General features: G+C 61.5%; 21 protein-coding genes. 9 read left to right on the plus strand and 12 right to left on the minus strand.

Annotation, left to right across the window (positions count from 1 at the left end):
• Positions 1-178: 178 nt before the first annotated feature.
• Positions 179-817, minus strand: a complete 639-nt coding sequence (locus E4P01_RS27025) for a GNAT family N-acetyltransferase (RefSeq protein ID WP_078821755.1) — start codon at positions 815-817, stop codon at positions 179-181.
• A gap of 48 nt (positions 818-865) precedes the next feature.
• Here E4P01_RS27025 and E4P01_RS27030 point away from each other — a divergent pair, with 48 nt between their 5' ends.
• On the plus strand, positions 866-1,738 hold the full coding sequence (locus E4P01_RS27030; RefSeq protein ID WP_103735484.1) for an undecaprenyl-diphosphate phosphatase: 873 nt from the start codon (positions 866-868) through the stop codon (positions 1,736-1,738).
• Here E4P01_RS27030 and E4P01_RS27035 read toward each other — a convergent pair.
• Genes E4P01_RS27035 through E4P01_RS27055 form a run of 5 tightly spaced genes read right to left on the minus strand, consistent with a single transcriptional unit; the run spans position 1,735 to position 6,181 of the window.
• Complete coding sequence (locus E4P01_RS27035) at positions 1,735-2,697, minus strand: Dyp-type peroxidase (protein ID WP_032880448.1); 963 nt, start codon at positions 2,695-2,697, stop codon at positions 1,735-1,737. The two genes, E4P01_RS27030 and E4P01_RS27035, sit on opposite strands and share 4 nt — an antisense overlap.
• A 50-nt stretch (positions 2,698-2,747) precedes the next feature.
• A complete protein-coding gene (locus E4P01_RS27040) occupies positions 2,748-3,566 on the minus strand; it encodes a sugar phosphate isomerase/epimerase (RefSeq protein ID WP_078821758.1) in 819 nt (272 codons plus the stop codon).
• 1 nt (position 3,567) lies between these two features.
• A complete protein-coding gene (locus tag E4P01_RS27045) occupies positions 3,568-4,767 on the minus strand; it encodes an FAD-dependent oxidoreductase (protein WP_216091765.1) in 1,200 nt (399 codons plus the stop codon).
• On the minus strand, positions 4,767-5,090 hold the full coding sequence (locus tag E4P01_RS27050; RefSeq protein ID WP_032880442.1) for a MocE family 2Fe-2S type ferredoxin: 324 nt from the start codon (positions 5,088-5,090) through the stop codon (positions 4,767-4,769). The genes E4P01_RS27045 and E4P01_RS27050 overlap by 1 nt, the downstream gene beginning before the upstream one ends.
• A complete protein-coding gene (locus tag E4P01_RS27055; protein ID WP_216091766.1) occupies positions 5,087-6,181 on the minus strand; it encodes a fatty acid desaturase family protein in 1,095 nt (364 codons plus the stop codon). Before E4P01_RS27055 ends, E4P01_RS27050 begins: the two co-directional genes overlap by 4 nt.
• A 162-nt stretch (positions 6,182-6,343) precedes the next feature.
• Here E4P01_RS27055 and E4P01_RS27060 point away from each other — a divergent pair, with 162 nt between their 5' ends.
• A complete protein-coding gene (locus E4P01_RS27060) occupies positions 6,344-7,393 on the plus strand; it encodes a LacI family DNA-binding transcriptional regulator (protein ID WP_216091767.1) in 1,050 nt (349 codons plus the stop codon).
• Positions 7,394-7,934: 541 nt separating this feature from the next.
• On the opposite strand, the gene E4P01_RS27065 is transcribed toward E4P01_RS27060, so the two are convergent.
• Complete coding sequence (locus E4P01_RS27065) at positions 7,935-9,896, minus strand: sigma 54-interacting transcriptional regulator (RefSeq protein WP_216091768.1); 1,962 nt, start codon at positions 9,894-9,896, stop codon at positions 7,935-7,937.
• Between the two features lie 184 nt (positions 9,897-10,080).
• Between E4P01_RS27065 and E4P01_RS27070 the strand changes: the two genes are divergently transcribed.
• Genes E4P01_RS27070 through E4P01_RS27080 form a run of 3 tightly spaced genes read left to right on the plus strand, consistent with a single transcriptional unit; the run spans position 10,081 to position 12,822 of the window.
• Positions 10,081-11,100, plus strand: a complete 1,020-nt coding sequence (locus E4P01_RS27070) for a Gfo/Idh/MocA family oxidoreductase (RefSeq protein WP_216091769.1) — start codon at positions 10,081-10,083, stop codon at positions 11,098-11,100.
• Positions 11,097-11,876, plus strand: a complete 780-nt coding sequence (locus E4P01_RS27075) for a TIM barrel protein (RefSeq protein ID WP_216091770.1) — start codon at positions 11,097-11,099, stop codon at positions 11,874-11,876. Before E4P01_RS27070 ends, E4P01_RS27075 begins: the two co-directional genes overlap by 4 nt.
• A gap of 19 nt (positions 11,877-11,895) precedes the next feature.
• Entirely contained in the window at positions 11,896-12,822 is a 927-nt protein-coding gene (locus E4P01_RS27080; protein WP_216091771.1) for a sugar ABC transporter substrate-binding protein, read from the plus strand.
• A gap of 59 nt (positions 12,823-12,881) precedes the next feature.
• Here the strand turns inward: E4P01_RS27080 and yghU are convergent, their stop codons facing one another.
• Both yghU and E4P01_RS27090 read right to left on the minus strand, forming a co-directional pair.
• Entirely contained in the window at positions 12,882-13,712 is an 831-nt protein-coding gene (gene yghU / locus E4P01_RS27085; RefSeq protein ID WP_046072168.1) for a glutathione-dependent disulfide-bond oxidoreductase, read from the minus strand.
• Between the two features lie 42 nt (positions 13,713-13,754).
• Positions 13,755-14,981, minus strand: a complete 1,227-nt coding sequence (locus E4P01_RS27090) for an MFS transporter (protein ID WP_078821767.1) — start codon at positions 14,979-14,981, stop codon at positions 13,755-13,757.
• Positions 14,982-15,046: 65 nt separating this feature from the next.
• Between E4P01_RS27090 and E4P01_RS27095 the strand changes: the two genes are divergently transcribed.
• Together E4P01_RS27095 and E4P01_RS27100 are read left to right on the plus strand one after the other, a co-directional pair.
• Positions 15,047-16,033, plus strand: coding sequence for an AraC family transcriptional regulator (locus tag E4P01_RS27095; RefSeq protein ID WP_216092178.1), 987 nt, complete (start codon positions 15,047-15,049; stop codon positions 16,031-16,033).
• Between the two features lie 85 nt (positions 16,034-16,118).
• Positions 16,119-16,715, plus strand: a complete 597-nt coding sequence (locus tag E4P01_RS27100) for a glutathione S-transferase family protein (RefSeq protein WP_078821768.1) — start codon at positions 16,119-16,121, stop codon at positions 16,713-16,715.
• Between the two features lie 208 nt (positions 16,716-16,923).
• On the opposite strand, the gene E4P01_RS27105 is transcribed toward E4P01_RS27100, so the two are convergent.
• Complete coding sequence (locus tag E4P01_RS27105; protein WP_032880421.1) at positions 16,924-17,691, minus strand: SDR family oxidoreductase; 768 nt, start codon at positions 17,689-17,691, stop codon at positions 16,924-16,926.
• A gap of 137 nt (positions 17,692-17,828) precedes the next feature.
• Here E4P01_RS27105 and E4P01_RS27110 point away from each other — a divergent pair, with 137 nt between their 5' ends.
• A complete protein-coding gene (locus tag E4P01_RS27110; RefSeq protein WP_148853572.1) occupies positions 17,829-18,977 on the plus strand; it encodes an aldose epimerase family protein in 1,149 nt (382 codons plus the stop codon).
• 553 nt (positions 18,978-19,530) lie between these two features.
• Positions 19,531-20,232 (plus strand): sterol desaturase family protein, encoded by a 702-nt coding sequence (locus tag E4P01_RS27115; protein WP_216091772.1) that lies wholly within the window; start codon positions 19,531-19,533, stop codon positions 20,230-20,232.
• A 5-nt stretch (positions 20,233-20,237) separates the two neighbouring features.
• Here E4P01_RS27115 and E4P01_RS27120 read toward each other — a convergent pair whose 3' ends face one another.
• A complete protein-coding gene (locus E4P01_RS27120; protein ID WP_216091773.1) occupies positions 20,238-21,683 on the minus strand; it encodes an acid shock protein in 1,446 nt (481 codons plus the stop codon).
• A 149-nt stretch (positions 21,684-21,832) separates the two neighbouring features.
• Positions 21,833-22,189 carry a hypothetical protein gene (locus tag E4P01_RS27125; protein WP_078821772.1) on the minus strand — a complete coding sequence of 119 codons (357 nt, stop codon included), beginning with the start codon at positions 22,187-22,189 and terminating at the stop codon, positions 21,833-21,835.
• Positions 22,190-22,191: the final 2 nt, after the last annotated feature.

A 22,191-nucleotide genomic window follows, 5' to 3' on the forward strand; every position in this document is an offset into this window, starting at 1 on the left:
CCGGTCCGTACAGGCTCTTTTCCAAAGTGACCCGCTGTAAAAGCGGAACCAACAGTGGCCGTGACCTAAATAACGGATATGTACTCGGTCTGATCCAGCATCCCGGTCGGCCCTGAAGCCGCCATCGGGAGCAAGCCCCCTCCCACATTTACCGCCCCCACATCCGAATCACGGGGCATCAGTGCAATGACGCCCGGGTAATCAGATAGCTCACCAACTGCGGCTCATCCTCCAGTTCAATCATCTGCACCGGACGCGGCAGGTTATCCAACACGGTGCGCCAGAATGCCTGGGATACCTCGTCCTGATCATAGAAACGCACCAGCCAATTGGCCGCGCCGCTGCACAGCACCTGGCTGGCGATGGCACGGCCGATGCCCTTGCGACGATAGCGCTTGAGAATGAACAGGTCGGCCAGCTCCAACGCGTCGATGCCCGGCAGTTCGCTGCCTTCAATCAACAGGAAACCAGCGATATAGCCATCGACCAGCAACAGGTTGGCGCTCCACTGCGGGTCTTGCCAATAGCGGGCCAGGTGTTCGTCATGGATATAGAAACGGCCATCGGCCTCGACATCTTCCTGCTCCCAATCCGAAGACTCGTAGGCGTAGTACTGGTACAGATTGCGAATCAGCTCGGCGTCTTCAGGGCCGGTCTGGATCAATTCAACGGTGGTTTCAGGCATGGGGCTCTCGGTGGAAAAACGCAGGGCGCCATTGTTCACAAAAGTGCCTGCCACGCCAATGGCTTGTCGAATCCTTTCTATTGGCTGAACCGAATGCAAATAGCGGTTGCCCTGGCCAAATTCCTGAAACATTTAGAATAAACTTCGCCGGTTTCCACCTTTCGCTCAAGGACACGTATTGTGACCAACGTCTGTACCGCCGGCCTGGATGTGGGCTTTGCCTCCCTGAATTACCTGCAAATTTTCATCCTGGGGGTAATCCAGGGCATCACCGAATTGCTGCCGGTGTCGTCCACCGCCCATATGCGCGTGGTGCCCGCCCTGCTCGGCTGGCAAGACCCGGGCTCGGCGTTTTCGGCGGCCATGCAATTGGCCGCGCTGGCGGCAGTGGTCAGTTACTTCTGGCGGGATGTGCGCCAGGTCACCACCGGCAGTATCAGTGCGGTGCGCCGGGGCGACTATAACGATCGGTGGTTCAAACTGGCGGTGGCGATCGTGCTGGCGACTATCCCGATTGGCATTGCCGGGTTGGCGCTGTCTTCGACCCTCAATGCATGCAACTCGCCATTGCGCGGGCTGATGGTGATCGGCATTTCCTGCGTGGTGATGGCGGTGTTGCTGGCACTGGCCGAAGTGCGCGCCCGCCATACCCGCGACGTAAGCCAAATGCGCTTGCGCGATGCGCTGATCGTGGGGGTGGCGCAGATCGGCGCGTTGATTCCTGGGGTGTCGCGTTCGGGCTCCACGCTGACCGCAGCGCTGTTCCTGAATTTCAAACGTGAGGAAGCGGCGCGCTTTTCTTTCCTGCTGGGCCTGCCGGCCATTGCCCTGGCCGGTTTGAAAGAACTGTGGGTGCTGCTGCGCGCCGACCTCCCTGCCCACGCCTGGCCGCACTTGATCTTCGGCCTGGTGGTGGCGAGCATCTCGGCGTTCTTTGCGATCTGGGGCCTGATGAAGTTCCTGGAGCGCTTCTCCACCTGGCCGTTCGTGATCTACCGTGCGCTGCTGGGGATCTTCCTGATTGTGGCGGTCAGCAGCGGGTTGTTGAGTTAAGCCGCCGGTTCGCGGTCGGCCAGCGCTTCGAGCAGGTCGGCCGAGGGCACGAAAAACAGGCCGCCAGTCACGGCGGTACTGAAGTCGAGCAAGCGGTCATAGTTGCCGACCGGGCGGCCAACGAACATGTTTTCCAGCATCTGCTCCAGAGGCTGCGGCGAGCGTGCGTAGCCGATGAAATAGGTGCCGAACTCGCCGGCACCGGGGCGGCCGAAGGGCATGTTGTCGCGCAGGATCTTCACTTCCTCGCCGTTCTCGTCAGTGATGACGGTCAAGGCACTGTGAGAGTTGCTCGGCTTGGTTTCTTCGTCCAGTTCGATATCTGCCAGTTTGGTGCGCCCGATTACCTTCTCCTGGGCTTCTACCGTCAAGCCGTTCCAGGCGCTCATGTTGTGCAGGTATTTCTGCACCACTACGTAGCTGCCGCCCTCGAACTGAGGGTCTTCGTCACCGACCAGGGTGAATCTTTCGGCCTTGCGCCCTACCGGGTTTTCGGTGCCGTCGACAAAACCGATGATGCTGCGCATATCGAAATAGCGGAAACCCTGGACCTCATCCACCACCTTGACGCTATCGCCCAAGGCAGCCATCAATTGGGTCGCCAGCTCGAAACACAGGTCCATCTGCTCGGCGCGGATATGCAGGAGGATATCGCCCGGGGTCGACACCGCCTTGCGCCCTTCTACACCGAATTCGCGGAACGGATGCAGCGACGCCGGGCGAGGCGCGCCGAACAGCCGGTCCCACGCATCCGAGCCAAACCCGCAGACGCAGGTCAGGTTGCCCGACGGCACGCGCTTGCCCACCGAGCGCACAAGGCCTGCGATGTCGGCGCACCAGGCACGCACGTTTTCAACTGCATCGGGGGCCAGGGTGGCGACCATGAAAATCGCGCTGCTGGTGATCGGGTGGCACACGGACTGCGGTTCGAGAGGTGGCTGGACAGGGCAGGTTTTCATCAGGCAGATCCATAGACTAAGGTCGGTTTGAACCGACGCAGGTTAGCAGATCAGCCGTGACAACTGGCCCACACCTGGCGAATCAGCGCTTTCATCTTGAGCGCCTCGGCCCAGCGATCAGTGAGTTCTCGCCCCATTGCATCGGTGATCGCATAGGGTGGCGGGCCCAGTTCGCAGGTGAAGGGCAGGCTCTGGGGCGCGTCGGCACGGGTCAGCCAGTCGTCGATCCCATAGCGCCACCAGCCGGTAAAGCGCTCGACCCAAGGCTGGTGCTGAGGAAAATCCAGGCCAACCTGCACCTGCTCACTGCTGGCGATGCGGCCATGAAAGCCCCAGCTATGGCGCAGGATCGTGCGTATCTGCTCGTCGTCTTCCAAGGCTCCAGGTTCTGGCAACTCGCGGCCGACGACGTAGTGGGACAGGTCTGCGAGCAGTTTCAGGTCGGGCATCTGTGCCAACAGGTCGAGGGTGAACAGCAGGTCGTTGGTCAGTCGATAACGGTGGGTTTCCAGCAGGATCGGGAAGTCCACCTGTTCGGCCAGGCGCTGCCAGCCTTCGATCAGCCTGACCGCCTCGGCCTGGGTACGCGGGCGCACATCGGCTTGCAGGGTGAGGTGGTGACAACCGTAGCGGCCGATCACTTCCAATGCCCTGGCCAGATCATCCACCGATTGCGGGAACAGTTGACCTTCGATCTGCAAGCCTCTGGCCGTGGCGGCAGCGTACAAGCGCGAGACTGCGGCCGGCGTCCAGTAATGGTCGGTGATGCCGTCAAAACCGGCGGCGACGATGCGGTCCAGTTGCGCTTCGAGGCTGCCGGGCTCGGTTTGCATGGCCCACAGTGATTGGAATACCAGGAGTTGGTGCATCTCAACCTCGCAGCAGGTGTTTGAGGGACGTATCGGCATCTGCCAGGCTCGCCACGTCAAGCGCAATGCTTGCAGTGATCAAGCGCTCGCACAGCTTGATGTCCCTGGCGGCGCGGTTGCCCGGAGCCCAGCCGAAAGCGCCTTGCAATCGGGCGTTGGTGTCTAGGTAAAACAGCAGCAGGCCACCGTCGGGCAACGTACGGCTGACCGACCGCGCAGTCATCGCCCCGACGGAATGCAAACCCCAGTCGTATTGGTCGGACCAGAAACCCGGGACCCTCTCGAACGGCAGTTCTTTGCCCAACAGATTCAACGCAGCGTGACGCCCCTGGGCCTCGGCGTTGCGCCAGGTTTCCTGACGCTGATAGACGCCGCCGAGACGAAACTCACAGACATCCCCCGCCGCGTAAATATCCGGTGCGCTGGTGCGCAGGCACGCGTCGACCCGAATGCCCTGCCCTACTTCCAGCCCGCCCGCCGCTGCCAGCTCAATGTTGGGTTGCATACCAATACCGACCGCCACCAGGTCACAGGGCACCCGTTGCCCATCGACCAGTTGCACGGCGTCGGCGTGGACGCACTCCAGGGCAACGTTCAAGTGCACATCCACACCCTGCTGACGATGCAGCGCCAACAGCGCTTCACTGATCATTGGCGGCAGCGCCCGGGCGGCCAGCCGCGGCCCCGCTTCCAGCACCGTGACCTCGCAGCCCAGGCCCCGCGCCGTAGCGGCCACCTCCAGGCCGATAAAGCCCCCACCGACCACCACCAACCTGGCGCCTGGCTTTAATTCATTGCGCAAGGCCAACGCTTCATCATGGGTGCGCAGGTAGAACACGTTGGCCTGCTCCTGGGGCAAGCGTCGCGCCCGGCCTCCGGTGGCCAGCAGCAGGCCGGCATAGGTCAACCATTGGCCGTCAGCCAGTTGCAGCCGATGATGCTGCGGCTCCAAACGGCTGGCGGGGTTGCCGGCGATATGCTCAATGCCAAGCGCAGCCAACCGTGCACTGTCGCACAGGCTGCATTCCGCCAGGTCCGTCGAGCCTTGCAGCACGCCTTTGGACAACGGTGGGCGTTCGTAGGGCAAGTGCGCTTCATCGCCGATCAGGATCAGGCGCCCGCTGTAACCTTCTTCACGCAAGGTCAGTGCCGCACGTCCACCGGCATGACCAGCGCCGACGATGATCAGGGTCTGGTTCATCATCCGGCCGTGACAGCGAGCAGTACCCGCCCCGCTTCGACCCGCACCGGGTAGGTCTTGAGGTTGACGCACACCGGCGCGCCCAGGGCTTGGCCGGAACGGTAATCGAAGCGCCCGTTGTGCTTTGGGCACTCGATCACATGGTCCATCACCAGGCCGTCCGCCAGGTGGATTTTCTCGTGGGTGCACAGGCCGGCGGTGGCGAAAAATTCATCCTCGGCCGAGCGGTACACCGCGTAGGTGTGAATACCGTGGTCGAAGCGCAGCACGTCTTCTGCTTCTATTTCGCCCACGGCGCAGACGTCGATCCATTGATCGTTCATGCATTTATCTCCAATGACTGGCTTTTACTGTGGGGCGAGCAAGCTCCCTCGCCACGGGTCGGGCGTTGGACGAAATAGCTGGGGTCGCTGCGCTGGCGCCAAATAGTCGGAATGATTTCCTGGTAGGCCTCCCACAGGTTGGCATACGGCGGCGGGCAGTCGCTGCGGATCTCTTCGTGCAGTTGACTGAGCGCGTGGTAAGGCACCATCGGGTACATGTGGTGTTCGAGGTGGTAGTTCATGTTCATGTAGATAAAGCGCAGCACCCGGTTCATGTAGATGGTGCGGCAGTTACTGCGATGGTCGAGCACATCTTCAGCCAGGCCCACATGCTGGCTGAGGCCGAACAGGTAGCCGAGCCAGGCACCATAGAGACTGGGCAAGCCCATCAGCATCAGCGGTAGCCAGCTGTGCAGGTACAACGCGGCGCCGATGATCAGCGCATAAATCCCAATCCATATACGTGCGGCACGGAATACCTTGGGCCATTCGGATTCAGGGATGAAGTCTTGCTCCTGGGCACTCATGCGCCCGAACGCATGGCGGGCCACGCCGCTGAAGGTCTTCCAGGCCAGGGGCAGGTTGAACAGGCTGAGGGCCATCATCCACAGGCTCGGCGGGCGCGGCTCGACGATCTCCGGGTCGCGGCCAACGACGATGGTGTCGGTGTGATGACGGGCATGGCTCCAGCGCCACACGTGAGGTTCGAACAGGCACATGAAGCTCGCCGCCTGGTACAACGCATCGTTCATCCAGCGGGTCTTGAACGCAGTGCCGTGGCCGGTTTCGTGCCAGCGCGGGTTGGACGCCGTTCCGTAGAGCACGCCATAGGCGAGAAAAAACGGTACGCAGGCCCAGGAGCCCCAGAACCAATAGCCGCCAAAGCCTGTGGCCAACAGCGTCGCAGCCCAGATGGCCGTGTCGAGCAAGGCCGGGCCATCGCGGCGTTGCATCAGTTCTTTCATGCGTTTGCGCGAGATGGGTGACTGGTACCAGTTGGCCGAGACCAGACCCTTTTCGGCGGCACGGGCCGCTTCGGGCCCGGTGAGGCTGTAGTCGCGTCGGGCGCGGTGAGCGGTGGGTTCAGGCATTGTTATTGTGCTCCGCTAGCGTGGGGTTTCAGGTGCTTTGCGGAACCAACCATAGAGCGCAGCCAAATCACCCTCAAGGCCTTGAATCCATTCCCTATCAAGCTATCATCCAGGCCCAGCGGGGCTTGATAGTTTTCTATCAAGACGCTCAAGGGGCCTGCCATGCACAACAATAAACGCCCAACCATCGCCACCGTTGCCGCCCATGCGGGGCTCAGCGTAGCCACCGTCGACCGCGTGTTGAACGCCCGCGCTCCGGTCAACCCCGGCACGGCCGAACAGGTGTTCCAGGCTGCCGAAGCGGTGGGCTATTTTGCTGCGCGCCTGATCGGCCAGCGCATCCGCGAACGGCGGCCCACCTACCGTTTCGGCGTGCTGTTGCTGGGCACCGCCCAGGCCTTCTATGCCAACCTCGCCCAGTCAATAAGCGATGCAGCGCAGCATCACGCCACCGCCAACCTGAGCTGCCAGTTCGACTACATCAACGACCGTTCACCGAATGCCATCGTCGCGCAGATCGAGCAACTGGCGGTGCAGTGCGACGCCCTGGCGGTGGTCAGCTTCGCCCATCCGCTGATCAACGCCTGCCTGGCGCAGATTCGTGAAGCCGGCGTACCAGTGGTTGCGCTGCTGTCGGATATCCATGAGCAGGCCCTCGAACCCTATGTGGGCCAGGACAACCACGTGGTCGGGCGCACCATGGGCTGGCTGCTGGCGCACACCTGCGGCGCACGCAAAGGCAGCGTGGGCATCCTGTTGGGCGGCCATCGTTTTCTCGGGCACCAGGCACGGGTCAAAGGCTTGCACAGCTACCTGGCCGAACACGCGCCAGGGCTCAAGCCGTTGGAGCCGCTGATCAACCTGGACAACTGCGACATCACCGAGGAAGCCACCCTCGACCTGCTTGCCCGCCACACCGACCTGCGCGGCCTGTGCGTGGTGGGCGGCGGTGGTGACGGCGTGATCAACGCCCTGGCGCAACTGCCCAAGCGTCCGGCGCTGTGTTGCATTCTGCAGGAGTCGACCGAACTGTCACGCCAGGCGTTGAGCCGCGGCTTGATCGATGTGGTAATGGACTCGCAGCCGCGGCAGACGGCGGCGGCGCTGGTGCAACTGCTGGTGCAGTTGCTGAATGACGAAGGCTTCGATCCGGTGCGGCATCGGGTGCATATACCACCGCAGATAGTGACCCCGGAAAACATGGGCACCTGAGACACAAAGAACACAATGTGGGAGGGGCGGTGCGACGATTCGACCTCGATGGCAATGAACCCGTCAAAAATTCAGAGGCTGAAACACCGCTATCGCGGCATGGGTATCTACGCAACTTTGTAGCTGCCGACCGTAACCACGATGCGAAGCGAGCCGCTCTTGATCTTGATCTCAGGCGCCCCGTTAAACCACGCTGGCCGGAATTCGACAGGGAATTTGGGGGGTAAACCGGCAGGGATGCCGGTTTAGCCGCCCCGCGCCATGGATGGCGCGTGGCGGCGGCCCCCCAAATCTCTGTCGGATTACGGGCACACCGAGCCTAAGCGAGGTGCCGAGTGGTGGGGCGAGGACCTTTTGCTTACTTTTGGCTGGGCCGGCATTCCGGTCCTTCCAAAAGTGAGCCGCTGTAAGAGCGGAACCCTAAGTAGCCGTTACCGCAGGAATGGATATGTACTCGGTCTGATCCAACATCCTGATCGGCTGTCAGGCCGCCATCGGGGGCAAGCCCCCTCCCACATTTAATCTGCACACGGGCAATCATTCACCGCCCGCGAAAATCCCCTGCATCCAAGCCAAACCGACCCATCTTGTTGTACAGCCCACCCCGCGACACGTTGAGTTGCCGGGCCGCCAGGCGGATATTGCCGCCCGTGTTTTTCAGCGCGGCGACGATGGCGTGCAGTTCATGACTGCTCAGATCCTGCGCGGGCTGGGGCTGGTAAAGGCGCAGCGTCGCCCGTTGCTGGGTTTCCAGCGGCAAGTCAGCCGGTTGGATCAACTCCCCCATCGCCAGGTTGGTCGCCCGCTCGATGGCGTTTTCCAATTCACGCACATTGCCCGGCCAGCCATGGGCTGACAGCAGCGCCAGCGCCTCCGGCGAGAAACCCTGCACTGGCTTACGCAACGAACGCGCACAGCGCTGCAGGAAATGCCGTGCCAACAGCGGGATATCCTCGCGGCGCATACGCAACGGCGGCACGGTGAGGTTCAACACATTGAGGCGGTAGTAAAGATCCTCACGAAACGCACCTTCGGCCACTGCCTGGCTCAAGTTGCGATGGGTGGCGGCGATGATGCGCACGTTCACTGGCCGCGAATTTTTCGCGCCCACGCGGGTCACTTCCCCCTCCTGCAACACCCGCAACAGGCTGACCTGGGCATCGAAGGACATGTCGCCAATTTCATCCAGGAAGATGGTGCCGCCATCGGCTAATTCAAACTTGCCCGCCGACCCACCTCGCGCCGAGCCGGTGAACGCGCCTTCGACATGCCCAAACAGTTCGCTCTGCACCAAGTCCCGGGGGATGGCGCCGCAGTTGACCGCCACGAACGGGCCGTTGCAACGCTCGCTGGCGTTATGAATGGCCTGGGCAAACAGCTCCTTGCCGGTGCCGCTTTCGCCGAGGATCAAGGTGGTGGCGTCGCCGCGACTGGCAATGCGCCCCAGGTGCAGCGCGTCCTGGATCGCCCGTGAGGTGCCCTGGATGGTGTCGAAGGTATAGCGCGCCTGGGTACCGATAAGGCGCCGGGTGATTTCGCGGATGCGGCGGTTTTCGCGCACCGACACGATCACCCCACCCTGCTCCAGCGGGCATACCGAGACCAGGCAGGCGAGTTGACTGCGGTCGTGCAACTCGAAGGTGCAGTCGAGGTCGCGCACCGGCTCACCCAGCACGTCGCTCAACTCACTGCGCCCCAGGCGCTGGAACGAACTGCCGATCAGCTCCAGCCCCACCCCGAACAACTGCCGCGCATAACGGTTGAGTGCCTTGATGCAGCCGCGCTCATCCAGCACCACCAAGCCTTCGTTCAGCACTTCGAGCACCGCTTGTTGTTCTTCCAGCAACACCTGCAGCGCCATCTGCCGCGACACCGCTTCGGCTGCCGCCTGGACGGTGCCCAGGGTATGGAAATGAAACCAGCCGGGCTCGGCGGTCAGCGTGAGCATGGCCAATGTCAGGCCCTGGGCATCCTTGATCGGCGCAGCGGCGCAGTGCATGCGGCGCTGGCGCAGGGCGCCGGCGAAGTTCTCCTCGGCCAACACGTACATCAGGCGATCTTCGGCCAGCGCCAGCCCGGTGCAGTTGGTGCCCTGTACCGATTCCAACAGGCGACTGCCCACCGGGGTGATATCCAGCCCACAGAAATACAGGGTGGTGCCCTCGGCATCGGTAAGGTTGATATGGCCGCGAGGGTTATAGGCCAGCAAGCCGTGCATGACTTGCGCGGCGACGGCGATCAGTACGCGGTGATTGGCCAGGGTTGCCGCCAGCGTTTGGGCGGCAACGAAACGGTAGTGGCTGTGACCGGGATCGATCCTTGCCTCGAGACTGCGCCGCCACGAATCCCAGATGACCTGGCGCACCTCGGCCGGGCGTTCGACCTGGCCGGACAGACACGCTCGCCAGCCCTGCTCCAACGCAGCGACGGGTCCGTCATTCAGCGCATCAGGTCCAAGGGCCGTGAGGTATTCGAGGTCTTGCACGCTGAATGTGAGGCTCATCAAGGCATCCATGTTCATATTTTTGACATGTCAGTATAGACATGTCATCTGAATGAACACATTTTGTTTACTGATTTTAATAACCTATTAAAAATCAGTTAGTTATGATTTGGCACACCCCTTGCTCTTACCTCTATGCCAGCCAGGACTGTCCTGCGGGCCAACAATAAAAAGGGGTCACTTCATGAGTACACAGAATATCCGCCTGGGCTTGATCGGTGCCGGTCGCATGGGCAGCTTCCACGGCCTTACGGCGGCCCGCCACATCCCCGGTGCCTGCCTCGCCGCCATCGCCGATCCTACCCCAGGCCAGGCCGCACGCCTGGCAGCAGAGCTGGGGGTGGACAAGGTCTACACCGACCCGCAACAGCTGTTGGACGACCCGGAGATCGACGGCGTACTCATTGCCGCCCCCGCCCGCAGCCACGCCGAACTGGTGATCAGCGCCGCCCGCGCCGGCAAGGGTATCTTCTGCGAAAAACCCATGGCGATCACCCTGGATGAAGCCGATCGCGCCATCGCCGCTGCCGCCGACGCCCGCGTGCCGTTGCAGGTCGGTTTCAATCGGCGTTTCGCCAAGAGCTTCCGTACCGCCCACCTCGATGTCGCCGCCGGCCGCATCGGCACGCCGCAGTTGCTGCGCTCGCTGACCCGCGACCCGGCACTGAACAACCCTGCCAACTCGCCGCAATGGGTGATCTTCCTGGAAACCCTGATCCACGACTTCGACACCCTGCGCTACCTCAACCCCGGCGCCGAAGCGGTGCAGGTGCATGTGATGGCCGACGCGCTGATCGCACCGGCGTACAAAAGCCAGGGTTTACTGGACACCGCCGTGGTCACGATCCGCTTCGACAACGGCGCCATCGCCACCGCCGAGGCTAACTTCCAGGCGGTGTATGGCTATGATGTGCGCGGTGAAGTGTTCGGCAGCCAAGGCATGCTGAGCATGGGCAGCCTCAATGACTGCGACCTGGTGCGCTACCTGGCCCAGGGCATCCAGGCCGACACCCAGCGGATGGACACCGACTTGCTGCGCGACGCCTATATCGCCGAGCTCAACCACTTCGTCGACTGCCTGGGCAGCGGCGCCAAGCCCTTGGCCAGCGGTGAGGATGCGCGCGCAGCCCTGGCAATTGCCCGCGCTTGCATTGAGTCGTACGAGACCGGCAAGGCCGTGGCCGTGCAAGAGGCGCGCCCATGATGCCGTTCACATTGGCCGTCAGCGCCGAGATGGTGTTTCTCGACCTGCCCTTCATCGAACGGGTCAAACGTATCCACGCCCTGGGGTTCAGCGCCGAAATCTGGAGCTGGACCGACAAGGACATCGACGCCCTGGCCGCTACCGGCGCGGACTTCACCTCGATGACCGGCTACATCAGCGGCACCCTCACCGACCCCGAAGGCAGTCGCCAACTGCTCGACAGCGCCCGCGAATCCCTGGGCATCGCAGAGCGCCTCAATTGTCCCAGCCTCAACCTGCACGGCACCGGCCTGGGCGCCGGCGGCCTGCCGGTGCAGCCGGTCAACCAGGCCACCGGCCGCATGTGGCTGAGCGCCTGCAAGACCCTGGAAAAAATCGCGCGCCAGGGGGAAGACGCCAGCCGTGTGTTCCTGCTGGAAAACCTCAACACCGCCGTCGATCACCCCGGTACGCCGTTTGCGCGTGCCGACGACACCCTGGCCCTGATCGAAGCCGTGGGCAGCCCGCATCTGAAGATGAACCTGGACCTGTACCACGCGCAGATCGGCGAAGGAAACCTGATCGAATTGATCCAGCGCGCCGGCAGCGCCATTGGTGAAATCCAGGTGGCCGACGTGCCCGGGCGCAAGGAACCCGGCACCGGCGAAATCCACTACCCGGCCATTGCCCGTGCGCTGCACGCCATGGGCTACACCGGCGTAATCGGCCTGGAGGGCTGGGCCAGCGGCACCAGCGAAGTGGCCCTGGAGCGCTTCCGCCAGGCATTCACCCTATAACAATAAAAGGAACACACTTATGCATCGTTATTCATTGCTAGTGGCCGCGCTGCTGTTGCTGTTCAGCCAATGGACCTTCGCCGCCTATCGCATCGGCGTGAGCATTGCCCGGGTTGACGATAACTTCATGACCTATGTGCGTAGCGGCCTGGAGGCGGCAGCGAAACAGCAGGACGTGCAGATCCAGTTCGAAGACGCCCAGGGCGATGTGGTGCGCCAGCTCAATCAAGTAGAGGGGTTTCTCAACCAGAAAGTCGACGCGGTGATCGTGCTGCCGGTCGACACCGCCGCCACTGCCAATATCACCCGCGCCGCCGTGGCGGCCAAGACGCCACTGGTGTACGTCAACCGCCACCCGGATGAACGCACGCTGCCAAAGGGCGTGGTTACGGTGGCGTCCAACGACATCGAGGCTGGGCAATTGCAGATGCGCTACCTCGCGGAAAAACTCGGCGGCCAGGGCAACGTGGCGATCATCATGGGCGACCTTGCGCAGAACGCCACCCACGACCGCACCGAGGGCGCCAGGCAGGTGCTCAAGGACTTTCCCGGTATCAAGATCGTCGAGCAGCAAAGCGCCGAGTGGCAACGCAACAAAGGCATGGACCTGACCAGCAACTGGCTGCTGGCAGGCACGCAGTTTGATGCGATCGTGGCCAACAACGATGAAATGGCAATCGGTGCGGCCATGGCATTGCAGCAAGCGGGCAAGGCCAAGGGCCAGATTGCGATCGTCGGCATCGACGGTTTGCCCGATGGTTTGGCGGCGATCAAGCGTGGGCTGCTTGCTGCCTCAGTGTTCCAGGACCCCAAGGCCCAGGCGACCCAGGCGGTGCAAGCGGCGATCAAAATGATCAAGGGCGAACCGATTGAAGCCGAAGTGTGGGTGCCGTTTGAACTGATCACGCCTGAGCAGGTGGCGGTATTCGAACAGCGCTACAAGTAAACCGAAGCTAAGGAGATCCAAATGTGGGAGGGCAAGCCCCCTCCCACACTGGATCTGAATCAGTCCAGGTCACTCGCGTCATGCCGTTCGGGCAACTGCTCCTCACCCGACACTCTGTTCACCCGCCGGCCGCGCTGCACCGCCGGCCGGGCGTCAATTGCGTCGGCCCAGCGCAGCACGTGTTTGTATTCATGCACCGAGAGAAACTCCGCCGAGTCGCCGTACAAGCGGCCTTTGACCAGCCCGCCGTACCAGGGCCAGATGGCGATATCGGCAATGGTGTACTCATCGCCGGCGATGTACTCGCTCACCGCCAGGCGCTTGTCCAGCACGTCCAGTTGGCGCTTGGCTTCCATGGCAAAGCGGTTGATCGGGTACTCCATCTTGCTCGGCGCATAGGCATAGAAATGTCCGAAACCTCCGCCCAGGTAAGGCGCGCTGCCCATCTGCCAGAACAACCACGACAGGCATTCAGCCCGGGCCGCAGGCTCGCTGGGCAAGAACGCGCCGAATTTCTCGGCCAGGTACTGCAGGATCGCGCCGGACTCGAATACCCGAATCGGCGTGGCACCACTGCGGTCCATCAGGGCCGGAATCTTCGAATTCGGGTTCACCGCCACGAAGCCACTGCCGAACTGGTCGCCGTCGCCGATCTTGATCAGCCAGGCGTCGTATTCGGCGCCGGTGTGCCCGAGGGCCAGCAACTCTTCAAGCAGGATCGTGACCTTCTGCCCGTTGGGCGTGGCCAGGGAATACAGCTGCAGCGGATGCTTGCCGATCGGCAGCTCTTTATCGTGGGTAGCACCCGCGATGGGCCGGTTGATACTGGCGAAGGTGCCGCCGCTCTCGGTGTCCCAGGTCCAGACCTTTGGGGGTAGATAGTCAGCCATGCCACTGCTCCTCAGGGATTGTGATCAACGAAGCGTTCCAGACTAAACCAAAGACGGGTGGTGCGTCACACCGGCATCCCGGTCTTGTCGAGGCACCTGTACGCGCAGGGCGATAAGCAAGGCCGCGAGCAACATCAATACACCCGCACCCACAAATACCCCACCAATGCCGCTGACGCTGAACATCAACCCGCCACCGGCAGCCCCTGCGGCAATCGCCGACTGCACCGAAGCGACCACCATGCCGCCGGCACTTTCGGCCTGGTCCGGCACGGCACGGGCGACCCAATTGGACCATGCCACCGGTACGCCGCCGAACGCCATGCCCCACAGCGCCAGGAGCAACGCCTGGCCCGGCAATGACACCGGCAGCCAGACCAGGGCCAGCGCCGCAATGCCTACCAGCACCGGCATCAACACCAACGTCCCACGCGGGTGGCGCACCAGCAGCCAACCGGCGAGCAAGGTGCCGACGAAATTCGCCACGCCGAAGCCCAGCAGCATCAGGGCCAGCCCTTGGGTATCGACGCCGGTGGTGCTTTCCAGGAACGGGCGAATATAGGTGAACAATGCGAAATGCGCGGTATGTACCAGCACGCAACCGAACATGCCCATGGCGATACCCGGGCGCAGCAGCACTTCCAGCACGGTACGCAGGCGCGCGGTACCATTGGGCACCAGGCGCGGCAGGGTGAACGCCTGGAACGCCAGGGTCACCGCACCTACTGCAGCCGCCGCGATAAACGCACTGCGCCAGCCGTACAGGCCACCCAAGTAGCTGCCCAGCGGCACGGCGACCACGGTACCCGCCGCAATTCCGCTGAAGATGATCGACAGCGCCCGTGGCAGGGAAGCCGCCGGCACCAGACGCATGGCCACTGCCGCCGCCATGCTCCAGAAACCGCCCAGGGCGATGCCCAGCAGGATGCGCATCAACAACAGCACGGCCAGGCTGGAAGACAACGCCACCAGCAGGTTGGAGGCGATCATCAGCGTGGAGAACCCCAGCAGCACCACGCGCCGGTCGATGCTTCGGGTCAGGCCGGGCACCAGCAAACCGGCAAACAACGCCACCACTGCCGTCACCGTCACGGCCTGGCCGGCGAGCGCCTCCGAGACACCCAGGTCCAAGGCCATGGGGGTCAACAAACTGGCCGGCAGGTACTCCGCCGTCAGCAAGCCGAACACCCCCATCGCCAAAGAAAACACCGCCAGCCAGGCCGGCTCCGTCACAATCCCGGCAGGGGCTTGGGCTGCATTGTCATTCATCACAGGTCATCCTCGGATCATTGGCAAGGCGGCCAGTCTAGGTTTGCCAGCCAGGATGATCTATGATGCAAACCCTTGAGTTTTTGACCGAAACCCCGAACATGACTGCCGCGCATGCTTTTACCCTGTCTTCCGACCTGATCAATGAGCTGCTGCGCGGCATGCGCCTGCGGGGCGTGCAGTACCGCCGCATCCAGGCCGGGCCGAGCTTCGGCATGGGCTTTGACGCCAAGCCCGGCCACGCCTATTTCCACTTTCTCGCGGCCGGCCATGCGACCTTGCGCGGCGAGGACGGCAACCTTTTCGAGCTGTCGGCGGGCAATGCGGTATTCATTGCCCATGGTGGCGCGCATGCACTGTTATCCGATGCGAGCGCCGGTGTGCACGATATCGGCGATTTCGACAGTGCCCCGTTGGGGGATGCGGTCTGCGCCGTGGATGCCTCCCCTAATGCGACGCCCAGCACCTTGCTGTTCAGTGCCTGCATGGAGTTCGAACTTGGCAGTATCCAGGGGCTCGGCAACCTGATGCCGGCGCTGATGCTGATCGATGCAGGGGGCCAGCGTTACCCCGGCCTGATGCCGATCCTGGCGGTGATGGAACGGGAAGTCTCCACGGCCCGCATCGGCTTTGCCGGCATCCTGGCGCGCCTGGCCGATGTGGTGGCGGCGATGATCGTACGCGGCTGGGTCGAATGCGCCTGTGGCAACGCCTCGGGCCTGGTGGCAGCGTTGCGCGACCCGCGCCTGGCCCGCGCCCTCCTCGCTCTGCACCAGCAACCGGGCCGCGACTGGAGCGTGGCGGAGCTGGCTGCGCACTGCCATACCTCGCGCTCGGTATTTGCCGATCGCTTCCAGGCCACTCTCGGTATACCGCCGTTGCGCTACGCTACGGAACTGCGCATGCGCCTGGCCACGCAGTGGCTGAGCCTGGAGCGCATGCCCATCGAAACCGTCGCGCAACGCCTTGGCTACACCTCCCAGGCAGCGTTCAGCCGCGCCTTCAAGCGCATCACCGGGCAACCGCCCGGGGCGGCCCGCAGTTCAATGTAGCGACCGCCCCTTCAAGCATTGCGCACCCTGATCATGAAGCCTTAATCTCGTCAGCCAATCACACCGCGAAAGCAATGGAGGCTGCATGAAACTGGTCGGAATGCTGGACTCGCCCTACGTACGCCGCGTGGCGATTTCCCTGGACTTGTACGGCATGGATTTTGTGCATGAACCGCTGTCGGTGTTCAGCACCTACGCGCAATTTGCCCAGATCAACCCCGTGGTCAAAGCCCCCTCCCTGGTGTTGGACGACGGGACGGTGCTGATGGATTCGAGCCTGATCCTCGATTACCTGGAAGCACTGGCACCGGCTGACAAGAAGCTGCTGCCCCAACAACCGGCAGCACGCGCCCACGACCTGCAACTGCTCGGACTGGCTCTTGCCGCCTGTGAAAAGAGTGTGCAGATCGTCTATGAACACAACCTGCGCCCAGCCGAAAAGTTACATGCACCGTGGATCGAACGCGTCAGTGGGCAATTGCTGGCGGCCTATGCCCTGCTGGACAAGCAACTGGCAGACAGTGAAGCGCTGACCCAGGCATCCATTACAGCAGCGGTCGCCTGGTCGTTCAGCCAGTTCACCGTGGCGTCGGTGGTGAAGGCGGATGCGTTCCCCAACCTGAAGCGCCATGCTGAACGCCTGGAACAGCACCCGGCGTTCAAACGCTATCCAATCGCCTAAGCATCGCAGTTCATATGTGGGAGGGGGCTCGCCCCCGTGACGGCCTGACAGCCGGCGCCTCTCTACCTGACACCCCAGGATCTAAATGTGGGAGCTGGCTTGCCTGCGATGACGTCGGCCCAGCGAACATTGATGTGGGTTGACCCACCGCTATCGGGGGCAAGCCCCCTCCCACTCGCGATCTTCACAATTTTTTGGAACCGCGTTTCTACACCCAGCCGCCGTCAACGATAAAGTTTTGCGCCGAACACATCGCCGAGGCATCCGAGGCCAGAAACAGGGCCATATTGGCGATGTGTTCCGGCATCACACTGCCAGGCAGGCACTGGCTACGGGCGATCAACTCCCGAGCCGCATCATCCACCCACATGGCCAATTGTTTTTCCGTCATCACCCAGCCCGGCACCAGTGTGTTGACGCGGATATGGCTCGGCCCCAGCTCCCGTGCCAGGCCTCGGGTCATGCCGTGGGCGGCAGCCTTGCTGGCGGCGTACACCGGGTAGCCGGCAGAAGCCATCATCCAGCCGACCGAGCCCAGGTTGATGATCGAGCCGCCACCCGCCTCTTTCATCATTGGCACCACCGCCTTTGCGGCAAAGAAGGCGTGCTTGAGGTTGACAGCGATCAACCGGTCAAACATTTGCGAGTCGATTTCTTCCAGGCTGTGGCGCACATCATTTGCCGCATTGTTGACCAGCACCGTGATCGGCCCGAGGGAATGCTCGAAGCGCCGGATTGCCGCACCGTAGCCAATCTCATCGGTGATATCGCAGCACTCGAACTCGACGGTGTGGCCCTTAGAGTTCAGCAGTGCCGCCAAGCGTTCACCCTGGCTTTGCGCGCGATCCACAAACGCCACTTTGGCACCCTGGGCGGCAAAGGCCCGCACCATGAATTCGCCAATCCCTGACGCCCCGCCGGAGATCAATACGCTCTTGCCCTTGAGGTCGGGATAAATGGCGTGTTCAGTACTCATAACGTAGTGCCTCGATCAATTAGTCTTATTTTATTTTACGAAATCGGCGTTAAAGGCTATAAATCTGCTGGATAACCGGTGAAATATCTCACATTAGTAGAACTATTCAACCCAAAAACAACAAAAGGAAGTTCGACATGAAGCACCCTCGATACCTGTTGTCCGGTCTGGCGCTGTCCATGCTGATCGCCAGCGGCGGCGCTCACTCCGCCGGCCTTACCAGCGAGCACAAGCCTTTCGGTAAAACCAATGACGGCACCGCCGTCGAACAGTACGTGTTGCGCAACAGCCATGGCATGCAAGCCACGGTAATTACCTACGGCGGTGTATTGCAGTCGCTGAAGGTGCCTGACAAAAACGGCAAGCTCGACGACGTAGTGCTGGGTTTCGATGATGTGCAAGGCTATCAAGGCGGTACTGCATTTTTCGGCGCAACCATCGGCCGCTTCGGCAACCGCCTGGCCGGCGGTGCCTTTGAACTCGACGGCAAACGCTACCAGGTGCCGCTCAACGACGGCCCCAACTCGCTGCATGGCGGCGCCCAGGGCTTCGACAAACAGGTGTGGCACGCCGAGCCCGTCAAGGACAAGGATTCGGTGGGCGTCACCCTCACCTACCTGTCCAAGGACGGTGAAATGGGTTTCCCCGGCAACCTGAAGACCGAAGTCACTTACCGCCTCAACGACAAGAACGAACTGCACATCGACTACAAGGCCACCACCGACAAACCGACGGTACTCAACCTCACCAATCACAGCTACTTCAACCTCGCCGGCGCGGGTAACGGCGACATTCTCAAGCAGGTCGCCACCTTGCACGCCAGCCACTACACGCCGGTGAATGCCACCTTGATCCCCACCGGTGAGCTGGCTCCGGTCAAGGGCACACCGATGGACTTCCTCAAGCCCACGCCTATTGGCCAGCACATCAAGGCGGACCATCCGCAGCTCAAATTTGCCGAGCCGAAACAAGGCGGGTTCGACTTTAACTGGGCCTTGGATACCAAAGGTGATGTGAAGCAGCTTGCTGCCCAGGTGCATGACCCTGAGTCGGGGCGGCGCTTGCAGCTTTACACCAGTGAGCCTGGGGTGCAGTTCTACACCAGCAACTTCCTGGATGGTTCGGTGAAGGGCAAAGGTGGCAAGACGTACCAGCACTGGAGCGGGTTTACCCTGGAGACCCAGCATTTTCCGGATGCGCCTAACCAACCCGGCTTTGCCTCAACTCGCTTGAATCCAGGGCAAACCTATATCCAGAACACCATTTTCAAGTTCACCGCCGATTAAAACTGTGGGAGGGCTACACCCCGATGAGCATAGGTATCTGCACAACTTGATAGCAACCGACGGTAACCACGATGCGAAGCGAGCCGCTCTTGATCTTGATCTGCTTTTGATCTTAGGCGCCCCGTCAAACCACGCTGGCCGGAATTCGACAGGGATTTGGGGGGTAAACCGGCAGGGATGCCGGTTTAGCCGCCCCGCGCCATGGATGGCGCGTGGCGGCGGCCCCCCAAATCCATGGCGGATTACGGGCACACCGAGCCCAGGCGAGGTGCCGAGTGGTGGGGCAAGAGCGTTTGGGTTACTTTTGCGCTTTTTTCAAAAGTGACCCGCTGTAAAAGCGGAACCAATATCAGCCGTTACCCAAATAACGGATATGTACTCGGTCTGATCCAGCATCCTGGTCGGCCCCGAGGCCGCCATCGGGAGCAAGCCCCCTCCCACAGGTCCGGCGTAACGCCAAAGTTGTGTAAATACCCATGCCCCCAGTAAAAGCTCGCACATTCCTCCCCACCCACTAAGCTCAATCTCGAACAAAAACAGCGAGCAGCCCGCCATGCCCCATCTCACCGAAACGTTCCGCAGCCGCTACCGCGCCAACGTGAGTCGCCATTACAACCCCTGGCTACACGCCGCGTTCGTCCTCGGCTACGGCATCACCTGTATCACCCTGGCCTGGTCCTCCACCGCACAGATCACCGCCCTGCAGTGGCTGACGGTGCCCTTGACGCTGGTGTTCTTCAACCTGTGCATCTACCTCGTGCACCGTCATCTCGGCCATCACAAACACTCATTCGCCCGGCTGTTCTACGCGCGCCACACCGGCGATCACCACAATTTCTTCACGCCCGGCCACATGACCTACGACAGCCCGCGTGACTGGCGCGTCATCCTGTTCCCCGCCTGGCTGATCGTACTGCACAGCCTGGCCATCACCCTTCCCGGCTGGTGGCTGCTCAAGCAACTGAACCCCAACGTGGCGGGGTTGTTTGCCGGGTGCATGATCCTCGGCTACCTGCTCTACGAGGTGTTCCACGCCTGCGAACACTTGCCCGCTGAACACCCGGTGGCGCGCCTGCCGTGGATTCGCCAAATGCATCGCCTGCACGCCCTGCATCACCGTCGCGAGCTGATGCAGGGGCGCAATTTCAATATCGTGTTGCCGTTGATGGATTACCTGTTTGGCACGCTGCATTGGGAGCCGGCCACAAAAAAAGGGAGCAGCCCAGATGGACTGCCCCCTGCTTCACATTCCTAGATCAATCAGCGCACGATGGTCTGGTTGCAAATGTGGCCCAGGCTGACGTATTGGGTGATATTGCCGCCTACGCCCACACCCGGAAACTCCTTGAGCTCGATGCGCCAGCCACCTTCGTTGAACCAGGTTTCCCAGTTGTAGGTCTGGCCCGACGCGCTGTCCGGGTACCGCACTTTATAGTCGCCGGAGCAAGTGCCCAAGGCGACATTGCCCGAAGCTGCACCCGTGATGCCGGTCTTGGCCTCATAGTTGACCCAGTTGTAAGTTGCACCAAAGTGCTTGTCGACCCGCAGCACTGGGGTGACCCCGCGCAATGGCTCACCGGTGCTGTCCGACCATTGGGTGCTCCAGCTCAGATTGCGGGCTGCCTGGGTGGCCAGCTGGAAGATCGAGCTGGGAATGCGCACTACGTTATCGCCGTTCACGTTGTGCTGGTTCAAGCGAGGCGCCGAACCCAGGGTCAACTTGTACTGCGCCTGAGGGTTCAACGCCACCGCCGGGTTCGCCCGCACACGTACCTTGACCGTGTAGCCCGGCGTCAGGTTCGGATAGGTGGAGGTGGAATCCGGCTGAATCACTACCCAGTTATTACCGTCGAAACGCTCGAAGATCCACTGGTTGCGCGTACCCGCACCATCATCACCCAGAAACATGCCGACACCCTGGCCACGCAGCGACGTGAAGGAGAAGTAATCCACATCATTGACGCTGTCGAGGTTACCGGTCACCTGATTCAGCGCATCCGGCAGGGCAAATGCGGTTTGCTCGGTATCGTTGGGCTCGTAGGCATCAATGTTGCTGTCTACCGCCACGCCGAAGCTGAACTGCGAGTTGCTCGCGGCATTGGCCACCATGAACCAGTAGTAGTCACCGGCCGGCAATACACCGTTGAGGTACTCATCGGCATTGCCGGCGTTATCAGACGTGCCCAACGGGGTCAGATTACCCTGCCCGTCATCGTGGAACAGGGTCAGCGACATGTCGGTGCCGACACTCTGGTTCAACAACTGCACCTGAATTCGCGCATTCTTCGGCAGGTTGAAGTGGTAGGCGATCTGCGCGCCGGTCTCCACCCCGGTCAGCGTGTAAAGGGTGTTGATATCCAGAGTTGGAAACAGCGGAGTGAAGGCAGCAACCGCCGCTTCCTTGAGTTTCGCCTGATCGGGCTTTACCAACTCGCCTACCTTGGCATCAACCACCGCATTACTGGCAATTGCCTTGCCGGCTGACACCTTGGGCTTGCCGGCCTTGGCTGCATCGAGCTTTTGCTTGAGTGCGTCCGAGACAATGGCCTTCTCCACTGTGCCACCTTGTTTCAACGCTTTGTCCACGGCCTGCTTGACCGTCTGCGCACTGAGCTTGGGAGGGGTTTGCTCGGCCAGGGCAAAGGCCGAAACAAAGCAGGAGGCCATCATGGCCGCGCCTAGCATAAGGGCTTTTTTCGATTTCATTTTTTATCCATCCATAGTTAAAAAATTGAAGCTCAGGTGACCGGTGACATCCGGTCACCTAGGATGGACTGTAGGACAATACTGTACGCATGAACAGTATTTTTTTTAAAATGTGAACCATGGTATTCAGGTCGTGGAAGCGAGCACCTCTAAAGCCAGGTGCACCAATAGCCCCAACTGATAGCCCAAATCATCGCAAGGCGATAAGGCCATACAGCCCAACGCCTGAGCGCTGACGGAATGGCGGCTGACTCTGCCTCAGTCATAAAGCCTTCTTTCACGGAGCTTTCTGGCGCGCGAAGGATATCAATCATCAGACACATACGATGAAATCTGATAAACCGCTGGTTTCGTCCCCAGCGTTGCCGATGTTTACGGACCTGCGGGTTTTCACTGAAGTAACCTTCCAACTCATCGAGTTTTGTTCGTTCGAAAAAAAGTATCAGTCCCAAAACCACAAACGTCCCGATAATCATCACAGCGGTATAGGCGAGAAAAAAATCCATGC

The sequence above is a fragment of the Pseudomonas sp. NCIMB 10586 genome (assembly GCF_023127895.1).
GTDB lineage: Bacteria > Pseudomonadota > Gammaproteobacteria > Pseudomonadales > Pseudomonadaceae > Aquipseudomonas > Aquipseudomonas synxantha_A.

What these genes read in the sequence shown, in the direction of transcription:
- E4P01_RS27105 (WP_032880421.1), bottom strand. Translation starts at nt 17,691, where the DNA reads ATGAGTACTGAACACGCCATTTATCCCGACCTCAAGGGCAAGAGCGTA.
- E4P01_RS27125 (WP_078821772.1), bottom strand. Translation starts at nt 22,189, where the DNA reads ATGGATTTTTTTCTCGCCTATACCGCTGTGATGATTATCGGGACGTTT.
- E4P01_RS27080 (WP_216091771.1), top strand. Translation starts at nt 11,896, where the DNA reads ATGCATCGTTATTCATTGCTAGTGGCCGCGCTGCTGTTGCTGTTCAGC.
- E4P01_RS27035 (WP_032880448.1), bottom strand. Translation starts at nt 2,697, where the DNA reads ATGAAAACCTGCCCTGTCCAGCCACCTCTCGAACCGCAGTCCGTGTGC.
- E4P01_RS27060 (WP_216091767.1), top strand. Translation starts at nt 6,344, where the DNA reads ATGCACAACAATAAACGCCCAACCATCGCCACCGTTGCCGCCCATGCG.
- E4P01_RS27070 (WP_216091769.1), top strand. Translation starts at nt 10,081, where the DNA reads ATGAGTACACAGAATATCCGCCTGGGCTTGATCGGTGCCGGTCGCATG.
- E4P01_RS27025 (WP_078821755.1), bottom strand. Translation starts at nt 817, where the DNA reads ATGTTTCAGGAATTTGGCCAGGGCAACCGCTATTTGCATTCGGTTCAG.
- E4P01_RS27050 (WP_032880442.1), bottom strand. Translation starts at nt 5,090, where the DNA reads ATGAACGATCAATGGATCGACGTCTGCGCCGTGGGCGAAATAGAAGCA.
- E4P01_RS27040 (WP_078821758.1), bottom strand. Translation starts at nt 3,566, where the DNA reads ATGCACCAACTCCTGGTATTCCAATCACTGTGGGCCATGCAAACCGAG.
- yghU (WP_046072168.1), bottom strand. Translation starts at nt 13,712, where the DNA reads ATGGCTGACTATCTACCCCCAAAGGTCTGGACCTGGGACACCGAGAGC.
- E4P01_RS27100 (WP_078821768.1), top strand. Translation starts at nt 16,119, where the DNA reads ATGAAACTGGTCGGAATGCTGGACTCGCCCTACGTACGCCGCGTGGCG.
- E4P01_RS27090 (WP_078821767.1), bottom strand. Translation starts at nt 14,981, where the DNA reads ATGAATGACAATGCAGCCCAAGCCCCTGCCGGGATTGTGACGGAGCCG.
- E4P01_RS27065 (WP_216091768.1), bottom strand. Translation starts at nt 9,896, where the DNA reads ATGAGCCTCACATTCAGCGTGCAAGACCTCGAATACCTCACGGCCCTT.
- E4P01_RS27110 (WP_148853572.1), top strand. Translation starts at nt 17,829, where the DNA reads ATGAAGCACCCTCGATACCTGTTGTCCGGTCTGGCGCTGTCCATGCTG.
- E4P01_RS27075 (WP_216091770.1), top strand. Translation starts at nt 11,097, where the DNA reads ATGATGCCGTTCACATTGGCCGTCAGCGCCGAGATGGTGTTTCTCGAC.
- E4P01_RS27120 (WP_216091773.1), bottom strand. Translation starts at nt 21,683, where the DNA reads ATGAAATCGAAAAAAGCCCTTATGCTAGGCGCGGCCATGATGGCCTCC.
- E4P01_RS27095 (WP_216092178.1), top strand. Translation starts at nt 15,047, where the DNA reads ATGCAAACCCTTGAGTTTTTGACCGAAACCCCGAACATGACTGCCGCG.
- E4P01_RS27115 (WP_216091772.1), top strand. Translation starts at nt 19,531, where the DNA reads ATGCCCCATCTCACCGAAACGTTCCGCAGCCGCTACCGCGCCAACGTG.
- E4P01_RS27055 (WP_216091766.1), bottom strand. Translation starts at nt 6,181, where the DNA reads ATGCCTGAACCCACCGCTCACCGCGCCCGACGCGACTACAGCCTCACC.
- E4P01_RS27045 (WP_216091765.1), bottom strand. Translation starts at nt 4,767, where the DNA reads ATGAACCAGACCCTGATCATCGTCGGCGCTGGTCATGCCGGTGGACGT.